The organism is Rugamonas violacea, assembly GCF_016461825.1.
GTDB lineage: Bacteria > Pseudomonadota > Gammaproteobacteria > Burkholderiales > Burkholderiaceae_D > Rugamonas.
In genome coordinates, this window is record NZ_JAEMNU010000049.1 from 22739 (window position 1) to 38690 (window position 15952).

13 protein-coding genes are annotated in these 15952 nt (G+C 67.7%); 7 read left to right on the forward strand and 6 right to left on the reverse strand.

Features of this window, described 5'->3' with window-relative positions:
• The first annotated feature begins 149 nt into the window (after positions 1-149).
• The 6 genes from map (at position 150) to H7U20_RS10470 (ending at position 7044) form a co-directional block, all read left to right on the forward strand.
• On the forward strand, positions 150-980 hold the full coding sequence (gene map, locus H7U20_RS10445) for a type I methionyl aminopeptidase (RefSeq protein WP_199759196.1): 831 nt from the start codon (positions 150-152) through the stop codon (positions 978-980).
• A gap of 21 nt (positions 981-1001) precedes the next feature.
• Positions 1002-3569 (forward strand): [protein-PII] uridylyltransferase, encoded by a 2568-nt coding sequence (locus H7U20_RS10450; protein ID WP_199759096.1) that lies wholly within the window; start codon positions 1002-1004, stop codon positions 3567-3569.
• Positions 3570-3639: 70 nt separating this feature from the next.
• On the forward strand, positions 3640-4389 hold the full coding sequence (locus H7U20_RS10455; protein WP_199759097.1) for a pseudouridine synthase: 750 nt from the start codon (positions 3640-3642) through the stop codon (positions 4387-4389).
• Positions 4390-4554: 165 nt separating this feature from the next.
• Positions 4555-5328, forward strand: coding sequence for a flagellar brake protein (locus H7U20_RS10460; RefSeq protein WP_370593126.1), 774 nt, complete (start codon positions 4555-4557; stop codon positions 5326-5328).
• Positions 5329-5883: 555 nt separating this feature from the next.
• Entirely contained in the window at positions 5884-6444 is a 561-nt protein-coding gene (locus H7U20_RS10465) for an FxDxF family PEP-CTERM protein (RefSeq protein WP_199759098.1), read from the forward strand.
• A gap of 57 nt (positions 6445-6501) precedes the next feature.
• Positions 6502-7044, forward strand: coding sequence for an FxDxF family PEP-CTERM protein (locus H7U20_RS10470; protein ID WP_199759099.1), 543 nt, complete (start codon positions 6502-6504; stop codon positions 7042-7044).
• Positions 7045-7117: 73 nt separating this feature from the next.
• Here H7U20_RS10470 and H7U20_RS10475 read toward each other — a convergent pair whose 3' ends face one another.
• The gene (locus H7U20_RS10475; RefSeq protein ID WP_199759100.1) at positions 7118-9400 is read right to left on the reverse strand and encodes a putative bifunctional diguanylate cyclase/phosphodiesterase; all 2283 of its coding nucleotides are present in this window, start codon (positions 9398-9400) and stop codon (positions 7118-7120) included.
• A 336-nt stretch (positions 9401-9736) separates the two neighbouring features.
• Between H7U20_RS10475 and H7U20_RS10480 the strand changes: the two genes are divergently transcribed.
• The gene (locus tag H7U20_RS10480; protein WP_199759101.1) at positions 9737-10171 is read left to right on the forward strand and encodes a hypothetical protein; all 435 of its coding nucleotides are present in this window, start codon (positions 9737-9739) and stop codon (positions 10169-10171) included.
• A gap of 16 nt (positions 10172-10187) precedes the next feature.
• On the opposite strand, the gene H7U20_RS10485 is transcribed toward H7U20_RS10480, so the two are convergent.
• The 5 genes from H7U20_RS10485 to H7U20_RS10505 form a co-directional block, all read right to left on the reverse strand.
• On the reverse strand, positions 10188-11144 hold the full coding sequence (locus H7U20_RS10485) for an ion channel (protein WP_199759102.1): 957 nt from the start codon (positions 11142-11144) through the stop codon (positions 10188-10190).
• A gap of 3 nt (positions 11145-11147) precedes the next feature.
• Positions 11148-11681 (reverse strand): peptide deformylase, encoded by a 534-nt coding sequence (gene def / locus H7U20_RS10490; protein ID WP_199759103.1) that lies wholly within the window; start codon positions 11679-11681, stop codon positions 11148-11150.
• Positions 11678-12622: a UTP--glucose-1-phosphate uridylyltransferase GalU gene (galU, locus tag H7U20_RS10495; protein WP_199759104.1), complete on the reverse strand. Its 945-nt coding sequence runs from the start codon at positions 12620-12622 to the stop codon at positions 11678-11680. The genes def and galU overlap by 4 nt, the downstream gene beginning before the upstream one ends.
• Positions 12623-12651: 29 nt before the next feature.
• Positions 12652-15015, reverse strand: a complete 2364-nt coding sequence (gene ligA / locus H7U20_RS10500; protein WP_199759105.1) for an NAD-dependent DNA ligase LigA — start codon at positions 15013-15015, stop codon at positions 12652-12654.
• A 35-nt stretch (positions 15016-15050) separates the two neighbouring features.
• On the reverse strand, positions 15051-15952 hold a 902-nt coding region (locus tag H7U20_RS10505), incomplete at its 5' end, for a cell division protein ZipA C-terminal FtsZ-binding domain-containing protein (RefSeq protein WP_199759106.1).

Below are 15952 nucleotides of genomic sequence, written 5' to 3' on the forward strand. Positions count from 1 at the left end.
CGTCGTTTATAATATCACCCTATCCGCATCGCGGCCGGCGCCGCCGCGACGCCTGGCGCGCCGCGGCGCGGCCGGCCGCGATGCCTGTTTCCCTTTTGGTTAGCCGGTTGCCGCCGGTTGCCGACCGTTTACTTTGCTGATTGCGACCCATTATGTCCATTTCCATTAAAACCGCCGAAGACATCGCCGGCATGCGCGTGGCCGGTCGCCTCGGCGCCGAAGTGCTCGACTACATCACCCCCTTCGTCAAGGCCGGCGTCACCACCGGCGAGCTCGACCGCCTGTGCCACGAATACATGGTCAACGTCCAGGGCACCATCCCGGCGCCGCTGAACTATTGCCCGCCGGGCTACACGCCGTATCCGAAGGCCATCTGCACCTCGGTCAACGACGTCATCTGCCACGGCATCCCGGGCGACAAGGTGCTCAAGAACGGCGACGTGGTCAACCTCGACATCACCGTCATCAAGGACGGCTACCACGGCGACAACAGCCGCATGTTCTTCATCGGCGAGCCGTCGATCCTGGCCAAGCGCCTGTCCGAGATCACCTACGAGTGCATGTGGCTGGGCATCGCCAAGGTCAAGCCGGGCGCCCACCTGGGCGATATCGGCCACGTCATCCAGCAGCACGCCGAAAAGGCCGGCTACAGCGTGGTGCGCGAGTTCTGCGGCCACGGCATCGGCAAGATCTTCCACGAGGAACCGCAGGTGCTGCACTACGGCCGCCCCGGCACGCTCGACGAGCTCAAGGCCGGCATGATCTTCACCATCGAGCCGATGATCAACGCCGGCAAGCGCGAGATCCGCGAAATGGGCGACGGCTGGACCATCAAAACCAAGGACCGCAGCCTGTCGGCGCAGTGGGAGCACACCATCCTGGTCACCGAGACCGGCTACGAAGTGCTGACCAGCTCGGCCGGCACGCCGCCGCCGCCGGCCATCGTGCTGGCCGCGACCGCCGCCCCCGCCACCGCCTGAGCCGCCGTGCCGGCCGCCGCGATGAAGCAGCAACTGCGTGAGCAACTCAAGCGCCAACTGAAGGCCGACCGGCAGATCGTCATCGCCGCCTTCCAGGCCGACGGCATGCCGGAGAAGCTGCTGCGCAGCCTGCGCCAGAGCGTCGACGCGGTGCTCGCCACGGCCTGGCAGGCCGCCGCCCTGCCGGCCGACACGGCGCTGGTCGGCGTCGGCGGCTACGGTCGCGGCGAACTGTATCCGCATTCCGACGTCGACCTGCTGATCCTGCTCGGCGGCGCGCCCGACCAGGCCGGCCGCGCCCGGCTGGAGGAGCTGGTGCAGCTGTTGTGGGACCTGGGGCTGGAGATCGGCCACAGCATCCGCACCGTCGACGAGTGCCTGAGCGAATCGCAGGCCGACATCACGGTGCAAACCAGCCTGCTCGAGGCGCGCCTGGTGTGCGGCGACGCGGCCCTGTTCGCCGAGCTGCAACGGCGCTACGCCGCGGCGATGGACCCGCAGGCCTTCTTCCAGGCCAAGGTGCTGGAGATGCGCCAGCGCCACGCCAAATACGAGGACACCGCCTTCAGCCTGGAGCCGAACTGCAAGGAGAGCCCGGGCGGCCTGCGCGACCTGCAGGTGATCCTGTGGCTGGCCAAGGCGGCCGGCCTGGCCAGCTCCTGGCGCACCCTGGCCACCGGCGGCCTGATCACCCAGACCGAGGCCAAGCAACTGATGGAGAAGGAGCGCGCCTTCAAGGACATCCGCGTGCGCCTGCACCTGCACGCCGGCCGCCGCGAGGACCGCCTGGTGTTCGACATCCAGACGGCGATCGCCGAGACGCTGGGCCTGCAGGCCACCGGCAGCGGCGCCAACATGCGCCGCGCCAGCGAATACCTGATGCAGCGCTACTACTGGGCGGCCAAGACGGTGACCCAGCTCAACACCATCCTGCTGCAAAACATCGAGGAGCGCCTGTTCCCGCCGTCCGGCGAGGCGCTGCCGATCAATCCCCGCTTCAACGAGTTGAACGGCTTCATCGACATCAGCGCCGACGACACCTTCGAGCGCAGCCCGTCGGCCATGCTGGAGATCTTCGTGCTGATGACCGAGCGCCCGGCGCTGAAGGGCATGACGGCGCGCGCCACCCGCGCGTTGTGGCACGAGCGCTTCCAGATCGACGCGGCGTTCCGCCAGGACCCGCACAACCGCGCGCTGTTCCTGCGCATCCTGCAGGCGCCGATCGGCATCATCCACGCGCTGCGCCGCATGAACGACCTGTCGGTGCTGGGCCGCTACCTGCCCAACTTCCGCAAGATCGTCGGCCAGATGCAGCACGACCTGTTCCATGTCTACACGGTGGACCAGCACATCCTGATGGTGGTGCGCAACATGCGCCGCTTCACGATGACCGAGCACGCCCACGAGTACCCCTTCTGCAGCCAGCTGATGGCCAACTTCCCGCAACCCTGGTTGCTCTACCTGGGCGCGCTGTTCCACGACATCGCCAAGGGCCGTGGCGGCGACCACTCCAAACTGGGCACGGTCGACGCGGCGCAGTTCTGCCACGAGCACGGCCTGAGCGCCGGCGACACCGAGCTGGTGGTGTTCCTGGTCGAGAACCACCTGACCATGTCGCAGGTGGCGCAGAAGCAGGACCTGTCCGACCCCGACGTGATCGCCGCCTTCGCCGCCATGGTCAAGGACGAGCGCCACCTGACCGCGCTGTACCTGCTGACGGTGGCCGACATCCGCGGCACCAGCCCGAAGGTGTGGAACGCCTGGAAGGCCAAACTGCTCGAAGACCTGTACCGCATCACCCTGCGCGTGCTGGGCGGCGAGCCGCATTCGGCCGACCGCGAGCTGAAGAACCGCCAGCAGGAGGCGCTGGCCACCCTGCGCCTGTACGGCCTGCCGCCCGACGCCCACGAGGCGCTGTGGAAGCAGCTCGACGTCGCCTACTTCCTGCGCCACGACGCCTCCGACATCGCCTGGCAGACGCGCGCCCTGTACGACCGCCTCGGTAGCGCCACGCCGGTGGTCAAGTGCCGCCTGGCGCCGATCGGCGAAGGCCTGCAGATCGCCGTCTACGTCAAGGACCAGGCCGAGCTGTTCGCCCGCATCTGCAGCTACTTCGACCGCAAGAACTTCAGCATCCTCGACGCCAAGATCCACACCACGCGGCACGGCTACGCGCTCGACACCTTCCTGGTCACCGAGCAGAGCTTCGCCAACAGCTACCGCGACATCATCAACCTGATCGAGCACGAGCTGGCCGAACTGCTGGGCAGCCAGGCGGAGCTGCCGGCGCCCGGCAAGGGCCGCCTGTCGCGGCTGTCGCGCACCTTCCCGATCCAGCCGACGGTCGACCTGCGGCCCGACGAGCGCGGCCAGTACTACCTGCTGTCGGTGGCGGCCAACGACCGCACCGGCCTGCTGTACGCGATCGCCAAGGTGCTCAGCAAGTACAAGATCAACCTGCACACGGCCAAGGTGATGACCCTGGGCGAGCGGGTCGAGGACGTCTTCCTGGTCGACGGCGCCGCCCTCAACAACGCGCGCAACCAGTTGCAGCTGGAAACCGACCTGCTCGACGCGCTCAAGGTCTGAGCCGCGCCCCGCCCACCCCACGCCACCCCGAACAACCGCAACTCATCGACATAGAAGCAGAAACAGAACCATGACTGAAGAACTCTTACGCTTATCCAAACGCATGTCCGAACTGGGCCTGTGCTCGCGCCGCGAGGCCGACGAATGGATCGCCCGCGGCTGGGTGCGGGTCGACGGCCAGGTGGTGTCCGAACTGGGCAGCAAGGTCTACCCGAGCCAGCGCGTGACGGTCGAACGGCAGGCCGCCGCCGAGCAATCGAAGCGGGTCACCGTGCTGATCAACAAGCCGATGGGCTACGTCAGCGGCCAGGCCGAGGACGGCTACCAGCCGGCCGTGGCGCTGATCAAGGCGGAAAACCGCTGGGCCGAATGCGGCGCCAACGAACAGTTCCACCCGACCCAGCTGCGCAGCCTGGTGCCGGCCGGCCGCCTCGACATCGACTCGGTCGGCCTGCTGGTGCTGACCCAGGACGGCCGCGTCGCCAAGCACCTGATCGGCCACGACACCGAGGTCGACAAGGAGTACCTGGTGCGGGTACAGTACAGCGGCGAGGGCACGCTGCCCGACGCCGCCTTGAAAAAGCTCAACCATGGCCTGTGGTTGGACGGCAAGCCGCTGCTGCCGGCCAAGGTGCGCTGGCAGAACGAGGACCAGCTCAGCTTCACCCTGCGCGAGGGCAAGAAGCGGCAGATCCGCCGCATGTGCGAGATGGTCGGCCTGCGCGTGGTCGGCCTCAAGCGCGTGCGCATCGGCAAGGTCAAGCTGGGCGACCTGCCGGTCGGCCAATGGCGCTACCTGCGCCCGGACGAGCAGTTCTAAGCCGCCCGGCGGGGACAAATCGTTGCCGCCGCGCCAATCGGGCCGGCGGCTGTCGCACGCGGCACAAAATTCTTGCCATTTAGCAAGCCAAAACGCCGAATAAATTGTAAACTGTCCGGACCGGAAAATGCTTCCCACTGGAAACTATCAAAGAGATATGCCGTCGTGAACGATCCACTACCTAACGAATTCCGCCGGGGCCCGCCGCGCCTGTCCGACGCGGTCGAGCCGATCGCCTTCGGCTCCAAACCGCACGAGATGAGCGACCCGGACGAGATCGGCGACTCGCTGACCCTGCTGGCCGAGACCGGCGACCCGGTGTCGATCTACCCGTCCAGCAGCACCAACGTGGTGATGGCGCGGGTCCGCTCGGTCGACCCGGAAAACCCCTACTTCGTCTTCGAGCTCAACGAGGGCGAATACATCCCGCCGGGCGAGTGCGTGGTGGTGGCCTGGCTGCGCAGCGCCAAGATGCAGTTCAAGCTCAGCTCGCCCGACTGGTCGCCGCTGGCCAACCAGCCGACGCTGGTGCCGGCCGCCTTTCCGGAAAAGTGCCAGATCCTCAACCGGCGCGCCGCGCAGCGCCTGGAGACGCCGCTGGGGATCTACTACCTGGCCTCCTTCGTCCTCAACGGCAAGCCCTATGAATTGCAGCTGTACGACTTCTCGGCCGGCGGCGTCGGCATGCGCGCCGCGCCGCGCGACGCGGTCGGCCTGCACGTCGGCCGCCGCCTGCAGCGCGTGCGCCTGGAGCTGGGGCCGGAGGCGGTGATGATCGCCGACCTCGACATCCGCCTGTCGCGCACCTTCCGCTCCTTCCTGCTGGGCGAGCAGGTGCAGATCGGCTGCCAGTTCGTCAACCTGTCGCCGATGATGCAGGAAGAGCTGGCCCGCCAGCTCGACAAGCTCAACTCCGGCCGCAAGGGCGGCATCCGCTAGTCCACCGAGCACAAGCGCGCCCGCCGAGCGCCGGTCCAGCGGCGGCGCGCCGCAATGGCGCCAGCCCGCCGGCCGTCCACCGGCCCGGATGGCCCTCCCCCTCCTCCCGGCACACCCCACAGCAGTCCCTAAGCGCAGCTCAAAACCCCGTCGTTCCCGCGAAGGCGGGAACCCATGCTGCGCATCCTGTCCAGCGCAGCATGGATTCCCGCCAGCGCGTCGTTCCGCCGCCGCGCAATGGCAGTTTTTTCAAGCTTCCCCTAAGCACAAACTTGCCTTTTCCCCACCAAAACCGTCAAGAGATATCAAGAAAATAGCCAAGCGGAAGTGCGCGATATCAAGGGCCGTGATGACGAAATACCATGCGGAAACTTATTGTCGCGAAAATGCCGAATACATTTCTACATGGCAATTAAACATCTGAAATTGACAATTTATTTCCAAAAGTTATGCTATCCTGAATTCCAGTAGAGCTTGATTGCTCGATGCCATTCCGGCAGCCCCCCGCCGGACGATTTATTTTCCATTGATCCAACCTACCGGGAGCGGTGCCACATGAAACAATTTCTCAATAAAACCATCGTCGCGGCGGCCATCGTCACCGGCGGCCTGGCCATGTCGGCTGCGCAGGCGGCGAACGCCAGCCATGCCAGCAAAGTACTGGTCTTTGTCGGCGGCAACACCGGCGCCACGTCGGTGTTCAGTAAAACGATCGCCGCCGGCAGCACCTTCACCGACAACTTCACCTTCACGCTGAGCAGCGGCACGGGCCTGTCGACCTTCAGCAACTTCCAGGTCTCGTCGGACGCCTCGTCGGCCCTGCTCGGCCTGAACCTGACGAACTTCTGGCTGACCGGCCCGACCTCCTCGCCAGGCAGCCAGATCCAGACCGGCATTTCCGACCTGTGGAAACTGCCGACGCTGACGCTGGTGAACGGCAGCTACACGATCCATGTGAGCGGCAACACCGTGTCCAAGCCGTCCGGCTCTTTCGCGCTGACGGGCAAGGTCGTTTCCGCCGTGCCTGAGCCAGCCACCTACGGCATGCTCGGCCTCGGCCTGGGCATGGTCGGCCTGATGGCGCGCCGTCAACGCCGCCGCAACCAGGCCGTCTGAGCGACGTCCGCCCTACTTACCACACAGAACTCAGACTTAAAGGCCCACAAAATGAATATGACCACGAAAGCGGCGCTGGCCGCCATCGCACTGACCGCGAGCATGTTTGCGCCGCAGGCGCAAGCCTTGGACGTGTACACGCTGGACAACCTGATCGACGCCAACACGGATGCCTTCACCCACGCCTTTGCCGACCCGGGCGCGTTCACCGACCACTACACCTTCACCACCGACGACAGCGCCTATCTGACCGACGCGCTGGTGCACTCCACCAAGTCGGAACTGACCATCAACTTCTTCGGCCTGTACCTGGCGTCGAACAACTCGCTGGTGGCCCCGGCCGCCATCGAAGTCGATCCAAGCGACTCGAGCGTCGCCCAGCCCGGCAGCGGCTACTGGCGCTTCGCCGGCGTCAGCATCGCCGCCAACACCGCCTACTATCTGGCGATCGACGGCAATGTGTTGGCGACCAACGGCAGCTCCTACGGTGGCAGCGTGCTGATCACCCCGGTGCCCGAGCCGGAAACCTACGGCATGCTGCTCGGCGGCATGGGCATCATGGCCTTCCTGGCGCGTCGCCGCAAGAGCGCCCAGGCTTAAGTCTGGACCTACGCCGCACGACAAAATGCGCACCTCGGTGCGCATTTTTTTCGTCCGCCGCCAGCGCGCCGCCTCAGGCCAGCGCGCACGCCGTGCCGCTCCTGGCGCGGGCGAAGGCCTCGAACTGGGCCGCCGCCAGCGGCCGGCTGTAGTGGTAGCCCTGCATCTCGTCGCAGCCTTGCTGGCGCAGGAACTCCAGCTGGGCCGGCGTCTCGACGCCCTCGGCGATGGTCTGCAGGCCGAGGCCCTTGGCCATGTTGATGATGGCCACGACGATGGCCTTGTCCTCCGGATCGGTGCTGATGTCGCGCACGAAGGACTGGTCGATCTTCAGCTTGTAGACCTTGAACTTCTTCAGATAACTGAGCGAGGAATAGCCGGTGCCGAAGTCGTCGATCGACATCCGCACGCCCTGCTCGCGCAGCTTGTTCATCACCGCGATGGCGCTGGGCGGGTCGTGCATGGCGCCGCTCTCGGTCAGTTCCAGCTCCAGGTACTCGGGCGCCAGGCCGACCTCGCCCAAAATGGCCTTGATCAGGTCGGGCAGGTTGGGATGGCGGAACTGCACCGCCGACAGATTGACCGCCATCACCAGCGGCGCCATGCCGCCGTCCAGCCAGTCCTTGGCCTGGCGCACCGCCGTGCGCAGCACCCACTCGCCCAGCGCCAGGATCAAGCCGCTCTCCTCGGCCGCCGGAATGAACTCGGCCGGCGACACCGCGCCCAAGGTCGGATGCTGCCAGCGCAGCAGCGCCTCGGCGCCGACGATGCGGCCGTCGGCGGCGGCGAACTGCGGCTGGTAGTGCACCGTCATCTGCCCCAGTTGCAGCGCCTGGCGCAACGCGCCGACGATCTGCATGTGGCGCGCCGTGCGCGCCTGCATCTCGGCGGTGAAGAAGCAGTAGCCGTTGCGGCCGTTCTTCTTGGCCCGGTACATCGCCGCGTCGGCGCACTTGACCAGTTCCTCGAGGTCCTTGCCGTCGTCCGGATACAGCGCGATGCCGATCGAACCGGTCAAGGTCAGCTGCTGCGGCTCGATCTGGTGCGGCCGCGCCACCAGCGCCAGCACCTTCTCGACCACCTGCGCCAGGCCGCGCCCGTCGCCGGCGTGCAGCAGCAAAATGAACTCGTCGCCGCCCAGCCGCGACACCGTGTCCTCGGCGCGCAGCTCGGCCTGCAGGCGCCCGGCCAGGCCGACCAGCAGGGCGTCGCCGACGCTGTGGCCGAGCGTGTCGTTGACGTCCTTGAAGTGGTCGAGGTCGAGGAAGACCAGCGCCAGGTGCTCGTTGTTGCGCTGCGCCAGGCTGATCGCGTACTTGGCCCGCTCGGCCAACTGGATGCGGTTGGGCAGACCGGTCAGCGCGTCGTAGTGGGCCAGGTATTCGATCCGCTCCTCGGCGCGGCGCCGCTCGGTGACGTCGCGCGAGATGCCGAACAGGCCAACCACGCGGCCGTTCTTGTCGAACACCGGCCCCTTGGTGGCGAGGAACAGCACCTCGCGGCCGTCGCCGCCGCTGAGCCGTTCCTCGCGCGTGCTGGTGACGCCCGAGGCCATGATGGCGCGGTCGCTCTCGATCAAGGCGCGGGCCTGCTCGGGCGGGAAGATGGCGTGGTCGTCGTGGCCCAGCACTTGTTCGCGGGCCCGGTCGACGAACTGCAGGGCGGCGTCGTTGACCATCAGGTAGCGGCCCCGCAAGTCCTTGACGAAGACCGCGTCGGGCGTGCCGGAGACCACGCTGCCGAGCAGGCCGCGGTCGATCTGCCCCTTCACCAAGGCGCCGCGCAGCAACTCGCTGAGCACGCTGATCATGACCCCATTGAGCAGCAAGACGATCCATTGCAGCAGGTCGTGGTTGTCGTCGAAGGCCAGGCTGTGCAGCGGCGCGATGGCGTACATCTTGGCCCAGGCGGCGGCCACCCCGGTCGCCAGCAGGCCCGGTCCGACACCGCCCAGCAACGCGCTGAGGATGACCGGGAACATGAACAGGATCATCAGCGGCCGCATCCCGTTGCCGAGGCCCAGCTGGGCGCGCAGGAACAGCATGGCGCCGGTCAGGCCCAGCGCCAGCAGGTAGTTGCTCCACTGCGGACGGCTGCTCGGCGCCAAGCCGCCGGCCAGCAGGTCCAGGCTTGTCTGCCGGCCGTCCGGCGTGCGCATGGCGACGGCGCGCAGCGCGAAAAAGAAGCCGGTGGCGCTGGCGGCAACGAAGAACATGCCCTTGGCCTGCGACAGCCGGTACATCGAGTTCAGGTCGCCGAAGGCCAGCAGCAAGCGGTCCGACAGCACGATCCACAGCAGCGCCAGGGCGACATAGCCGGCGGTCGCCAAGGCGATGAAATGATTCCTCTCGGGCATACAAGAGTCCTGTTTGGGCGGGTGGAAAAGAATTTCTCCAGAGTAGCATCCATCAGGGGAAAACAAGGGGATAGTTGCCATAGCGCAAATGGATCAGGCGCATTCAATGATCTATGTCAAACCGGCACCACAGATGCCGCAACACCGGCGGCCGCGCCGGCCTTGGTGAATTGTAAAAAAACATACATTTCACGATGACGGCCGGCGCACCGCACGGCGCCGCGCGAACGCGGTAGAATTGGCGGCCCGGCCCCGCCGCCACGCTTGGCCAAGCCAGGCCAGGCCAGGCCAAGCCAACCTAAGCCAACCTAAGCCAACCCACGCCAGCTCGCCGCCATGTCCATCGCGCCGCCCTTCCCGATCCGCAAAGAATGCCCGCCCGGCGCCTGTGTCTGCGGCCGCGAGGCGCTGCTGGTCGACCGGGCGGACGCCGGCGCCGGCACGGAGCCTGCGCCGGCCGACCTGCGCGTGCTCAGCCTGACCCGCGAGGAAGAACGCAAGCTGCTGGCGCACATCGAGCAGCTGGCCAGCTACGAGGAGCTGCTGCGGCTCGAACAGCGCCTGCGCAGCCTGCTCGGCGTCGAGCTGCGCATCACGCCGAGCGCGCGCGGCGTGCGCACCGTGCGCGGCCTGGCGATCGAATTGCTGGAGCGGCCCGGCCTGTGCCGCAAGACGCGCGAGGCGGTGCCGGCGGCGCTGCGCCGCCGCCTCGACCAGCAACCGGAAATCGTTTACGCGCTGCTCAACGCGCGCGACCTGCTGGGCGAGTAAGCGTCCGCGTGCCGGACTAGCCCGGATGGGCCATGGCGCCGCCCGAGGCGACGCCGCTGTCGCTGCCGTCGGCGATGATGTCGTGGAATTTGCCGAAGTCGAGGATGCGCACGTCGCCCCCCGGACCGTGCAGCTTATCGGACAAAATATCGGCGAAGTGGTGGCCGAAGAAAATGTGCTCGGCGGCGTAGCTCTGGTGGGCGTGGACGAATTCGTTCAGCGTGTCGTCGGTGCCGGAAATGGCCACGGTCAGCGTGGTGCCCTCGTCGTGCAGGTCCTTCTGCGTCTTGCCGTACAGCGGGCTGTCGACGCCGATCGGATGCATGATGGTCCAGCTCAGCGCAAACACGCCGCTCTGCTCGCGTTCCAGTTTGAGGTCGTAGAAGCGGGTGAACAGCTGGCCCTCCAGCGTGTGCTCGCGGCGCACCAGCGAGGCGCGCACCGAGGCTTCGAGGATCAGGTTGCTGCGCTCGTTGCCGGCGCGGATCATCAAGGTGGGCACGCCGTTGAAGTTGGTCACCACCGCCGCCTCGGAGAACAGGATGCGCGACGACGGCCGCGAGAAGCGGGCGAACAGCAGGCCGGTGACGGTCGCCACCTCGGCCATGCCGAGCAAAATCTCGCTGGAGGCGACCAGGTGGCCGTAGGTCGAGCCCGGATTCATGTAGCCGTAACCGACGGTGGCCAGCGTCTCGATCGAGAAGAACACCATGTCCAGGTAGGAGCCGGGACGGGCGTTGGCGACCGAGCCGGGCACCAAGTAGAAGGCGGTGGCGAAGAACAGATTGGTCAGCAGGTAGGCCAGCAGCACCCAGGCGAAGAAGCGCGGCCAACTCAGCGTGAGGATCCAGTGGTAGGAGTCGCTCCAGTTCCAGCGGCTGACGCCGACCCGCTCGATCTGCGAATTGCCGAGCCTGAAGGCGCCGCGCACGGTGCCTACCTTGGGGCGCAGCGGATGGGGCGTCGGCTTCATCGCTTAGTCGTCCTGGTCCGGATCGAGCTCGGGGAACATCACGGCGGTGTAGCCGAAACGGGAAAAGTCCTTGATGCGCATCGGGTAGAGAATGCCGTGCAGGTGGTCGACCTCGTGCTGCACCACGCGGGCGTGGAAGCCGTCCACCTCGCGCCGGATCGGCTGCTGCAACTGGTCGACGCCCTCGTAGCGCAGGCTGGTCCAGCGCGGCACGCTGCCGCGCAGGCCGGGCACCGACAGGCAGCCCTCGAAGCCCTCCTCCTGCTGCTCCGACAACGGCGTCAACAGGGGATTGATCAGCACCGTCTCGGGCACCTGCGGCGCGTCCGGGTAGCGCTGGTTCTGCTTGAAGCCGAAGATCACCAACTGCAGGTTGACGCCGATCTGCGGCGCCGCCAAACCGGCGCCGTTGGCCGCGTACATGGTGTCGAACATGTCGGCGATCAGCGCGTCGAGCTCGGCGCCGAACTGGCGCACCGGCTCGGCCACGCGCAGCAGCCGCGGGTCGCCCATTTTGAGGATTTCACGCACGCTCATTTGCTGCTCATTTTGCTGTTCACTTTGCTGCTCGTTTGGCCACCCATTTTGTCATTTTCCCGCTCGACGTGCAGCTCGGCCAGGAAGTCGCGGAACTCGCTGCCCGTCTCGGCGTGCTTCAGGCCCATCGCCGTCATCGCCTTCAGGTAGCCCAGCTTGGAGCCGCAGTCGTAGCGCTGGCCGTCGTAGCGGTAGGCCAGCACGCGCTCGTCGCGCATCAGCGCGGCGATGCCGTCGGTCAGCTGGATCTCGCCGCCGGTGCCGGTGCCCAGGTGCTCCAGGTAGTCGAAGATGCGGCCCGACAGCACGTAGCGGCCGACCACCGCCAGGGTCGACGGCGCCAACTCCGGCGCCGGCTTCTCGACGATGGCCGAGACCAGCTCGAGCTTCTCCTGGTAGCGCGTGGCGCTGACGATGCCGTACTGGCGCGTCTGCGCGCGCGGCACGTCCTGCACCGCCAGCAGGCTGCAGCGCTCGTAGGCGTAGACCTCGGTCATCTGCGCCAGCACCGGCTTGACGCCGTCGGCGGTGTCCATGAAGTCGTCGGCCAGCAGCACGGCGAAGGGCTCGTTGCCCACCACCGGACGGGCGCACAGCACGGCGTGGCCCAGGCCCAGCGGCGCCGACTGGCGGATGTAGATGCAGTTGATGTGCTTGGGGATGACGTTGCGCACCAGTTCGAGCAGATACTGCTTGTTGGCCGCCTCCAGCTCGGCCTCCAGCTCGTAGGCCTTGTCGAAGTGGTCCTCGATGGCGCGCTTGTTGCGGCCGGTGATGAAGATCATGTCGGTGATGCCGGCGGCGACCGCCTCCTCGACGGCGTACTGGATCAGCGGCTTGTCGACGATGGGCAGCATCTCCTTCGGCTGCGCCTTGGTGGCGGGCAGGAAGCGGCTACCGAGGCCGGCCACCGGGAACACTGCTTTGGTAATTCTGCTCATGATCTGTTTTCCTTGCTCTCGAATGCGATTTACTCTGCGGCGGCCGGCGGCGCGCCCACGTTCAACAGGGCCAGCAGGCCGGCCTCGTCGAGAATGGCCACGCCCAGCTCCTGCGCCTTGGCCAGCTTGCTGCCGGCCTCGGCGCCGGCCACCACGTAACTGGTCTTCTTCGACACCGAGCCGGCCACCTTGCCGCCGGCCGCCTCGACCAGCTCGGCCGCCTCGTCGCGGCCCATATTGGGCAGGGTGCCGGTGATGACGAAGGTCTTGCCCGTCATCGGCCCCTGCTGCGCCGTCGCCGGCAGTTGCGCCAGCAGCTCCTCGCGCAGCGCGGCCAGCGCGGCCACCTGCTGGCGGCTGCCGGGCAGGCGCATCCACTCTTCCAGCGCCTGCGCCACGGCGGCCGGCAGGCCCCAGACGTCGAACACCGGCAGGCCGGCCAGCTTGGCCAGCGTGACGCCCTGCTCGATCAGCTGGCGGCTGCGCGGCTCGGTCAACTTGGGGATGGCCAGCGCGGCCAGCAGCTTGACCGGGTCGAGCTGCTCGCGCAGATGGGCGCTGGGGGCGTGCTCGCCCTGCGGCGCCACGCCCTGCGCCAGCAAGGCGTCGATCGCCTCCTGGTTGCGCGGCTCGGCGAAGAATTCGGCGATCGACACGGCCACCGTGCCGCCGATGTCGGGCAGCACGCGCAGCAGCGCCACCGGGGCGCGCCGCACCAGCTCGAAGCGGCCCAGCCACTCGGCCAGCGTCTTGGCGGTCGACTCGCCGACATGGCGGATGCCCAGCGCGAACAGCAGCCGTTCGAGCGGCGGCCGCTTGCTGGCGGCGATGGCGTCGAGCAGGTTGTCGGCCCACTTGGTGGCCACCTTGCCCTGCGCCACGGTGTCCGGCGTGCTGCCGTCGCGCTCGTCGGCCAGCCGCTTCATCTCCAGCAGGTCGTCCATCTTCAACAGGTACAGGTCGGCGACGCGGTGCACCTTGCCGCATTCGACCAGGTTGTCGATGTAGCGGTCGCCCAGGCCCTCGATGTCCATCATGCGGCGGCCGGCGAAGTGGCGGATCGCCTCCTTGCGCTGGGCCGAGCAGAACAGGCCGCCGGAGCAACGCGCGATGGTCTCGTCGACCTCGCGCACCACGTGCGAATCGCACACCGGGCAGCGCTTGGGCAGCTCGTAGCGCGCCGGCTCGGGCTGTGGGCGTTTGTCCAGCACCACCGCCAGCACCTCGGGGATGACGTCGCCGGCGCGCCGCACGATGACCGTGTCGCCCACCCGCACGTCCTTGCGCAGCACCTCGTCCTCGTTGTGCAGGGTGGCGTTGGTGACGGTGACGCCGCCGACGAACACCGGCGCCAGCCGCGCCACCGGCGTGATGGCGCCGGTGCGGCCGACCTGCACCTCGATCGCCAGCACGGTGGTCAGCGCCTCCTCGGCGGGGAACTTGTGCGCCAGCGCGAAGCGCGGCGCGCGCGAGACGAAGCCCAGCGCGCGCTGGTCGCGCAGGCGGTTGGCCTTGTAGACCACGCCGTCGATCTCGTAGGGCATGGCGGGCCGCTCGGCGCCGATGCGGCGGTAGTAGCCGAGCAGGCCGTCCAGGCCGCGCACCACGTCGGCCTCGCGCGCCACCGGCAGGCCCAGTTGCTGGAACCAGGCCAGCAGCGCGGAGTGCGACTCGGGCAGCTCGGCGCCTTCCAGCGCACCGATGCCGTAGGCGAAGAAGCTCAGCTTGCGCTCGGCGGTGACGCGCGAGTCGAGCTGGCGCAGGCTGCCGGCGGCGGCGTTGCGCGGATTGACGAACTCCTTCTGGCCGGCGGCGCGCTGGCGCGCGTTCATGGCGGCGAAGTCGCTCTTGAACATCAACACCTCGCCGCGCACGTCGAGCACGGCCGGCGGGGTGGCGCTGTGCAAACGCAGCGGGATCGAGCGCACCGTGCGGATGTTGGCGCTGACGTCCTCGCCGGTGTAGCCGTCGCCGCGCGTCGCGGCCTGCGTCAGCACGCCGTCGACATAGCGCAGGTTGATGGCCAGGCCGTCGTACTTGACCTCGGCGGCGTATTCGACCTCGCCCTCGCCCAGGCCGTCGCGGACGCGGCGGTCGAAGTTCTCGATGTCCTCGTCGGCGAAGCCGTTGTTGAGCGACAGCATGGGCACCGTGTGGCTGATCTGCGCGAACTGCGGCAGCGGCGGCGCGCCCACCCGCAGGGTCGGCGAATCGGCCGCCCGCAGCGCGGGATCGGCCGCCTCCAACGCCTGCAGTTCGGCGAACAGCCGGTCGTATTCGGCGTCGGGGATGGTCGGGGCGTCGAGCACGTGGTAGGCGTGCAGGTGCCGGTTCAATTCGGCGTTGAGCCAGGCGGCGCGCGCGGCGCCGTCCTGGTGGTTAATATCGTTCATGTGCGGTGTTCAGCTTCGGTGTTTGGTTTTATTGTTCAGCTAAAAAGCCGCAGCGCGCGGGTCGAACCCGCCGGGATGTCGGCGTCGTCCATCTCCGTGTAAAAGTCCTGCACCTGGCCGGCGATCTCGGCCAGCGCCGCGTCGCTCAGCGGCTGGTTGTAGTCGTCGACGATGGTGGCGTCAAGGCGGCCGACCAGCGATTTGGCGCAGGCCACCATGGCGCCGAAGCCGTCGCGCGCCGGCGCCACGCAGGGCACGTCGAGCAACAGCGTCAGGCGGGCCGTGGTCTCCTCGGCCAGGGTGACGTTGGTCGACAGGGTGAACAAATGGCTGCCCTCGCCGTCCGGCATCACGTAGCGGCCGTCCGGACGCAGGTCGAAGCCCTGCTTCTCCAGCGCGCCGAGCAAGGTGGAGATCGACCAGGGCGCGCCGTTGCTGGCCAGGTTGACGCCCAGCTGGGCGTCGTGGCCGGCGACGAAGCGGTGCAGATTGCGCGCCTCGGCCATCACCTCGATCATGTCCGGAATCTCCGGCTCGGCGCCGATCTCGTCGGCCATGGCGCGCAGGCGCGTCACCAGCTCGGAGTATTCCAGTTCGTTGAGCGCCGTGCTGCGGCTGGCCAACTGCACGCCGCCCTGCAATTTGGTGTAGACGCCGCCGTGGACGATGGGTTCCCATTCGCCGCTGACGGCCAGGCCGATGTAGTGCACCGGCTTGTTGCCGACCATGCGCAGGGTCTGCAGCGCCGGCAGGATCTTCTCGCCGCGCGCCGCGCCTTCCAGCGCCAGCGGCAGCAGGCAGTCGATCAGCGGATCGACCAGGCTGGTGGCCTTTTCGGCCTCCGGGCTGGCATGGCCGGCCGGCGCCGCGCCGGCGGCCGGCGCGGCGGTGGCGGCGTCGGCCGCGCCCGAGGCATGCTCGCCGGGCGGGTGGCCGG

Coding starts and splice junctions, on each gene's coding strand:
- H7U20_RS10450 (WP_199759096.1), top strand. CDS start 1,002: ATGAAGCAGCAACTGCGTGAGCAACTCAAGCGCCAACTGAAGGCCGAC.
- H7U20_RS10455 (WP_199759097.1), top strand. CDS start 3,640: ATGACTGAAGAACTCTTACGCTTATCCAAACGCATGTCCGAACTGGGC.
- H7U20_RS10465 (WP_199759098.1), top strand. CDS start 5,884: ATGAAACAATTTCTCAATAAAACCATCGTCGCGGCGGCCATCGTCACC.
- H7U20_RS10470 (WP_199759099.1), top strand. CDS start 6,502: ATGACCACGAAAGCGGCGCTGGCCGCCATCGCACTGACCGCGAGCATG.
- H7U20_RS10475 (WP_199759100.1), bottom strand. CDS start 9,400: ATGCCCGAGAGGAATCATTTCATCGCCTTGGCGACCGCCGGCTATGTC.
- H7U20_RS10480 (WP_199759101.1), top strand. CDS start 9,737: ATGTCCATCGCGCCGCCCTTCCCGATCCGCAAAGAATGCCCGCCCGGC.
- H7U20_RS10485 (WP_199759102.1), bottom strand. CDS start 11,144: ATGAAGCCGACGCCCCATCCGCTGCGCCCCAAGGTAGGCACCGTGCGC.
- def (WP_199759103.1), bottom strand. CDS start 11,681: ATGAGCGTGCGTGAAATCCTCAAAATGGGCGACCCGCGGCTGCTGCGC.
- galU (WP_199759104.1), bottom strand. CDS start 12,622: ATGAGCAGAATTACCAAAGCAGTGTTCCCGGTGGCCGGCCTCGGTAGC.
- ligA (WP_199759105.1), bottom strand. CDS start 15,015: ATGAACGATATTAACCACCAGGACGGCGCCGCGCGCGCCGCCTGGCTC.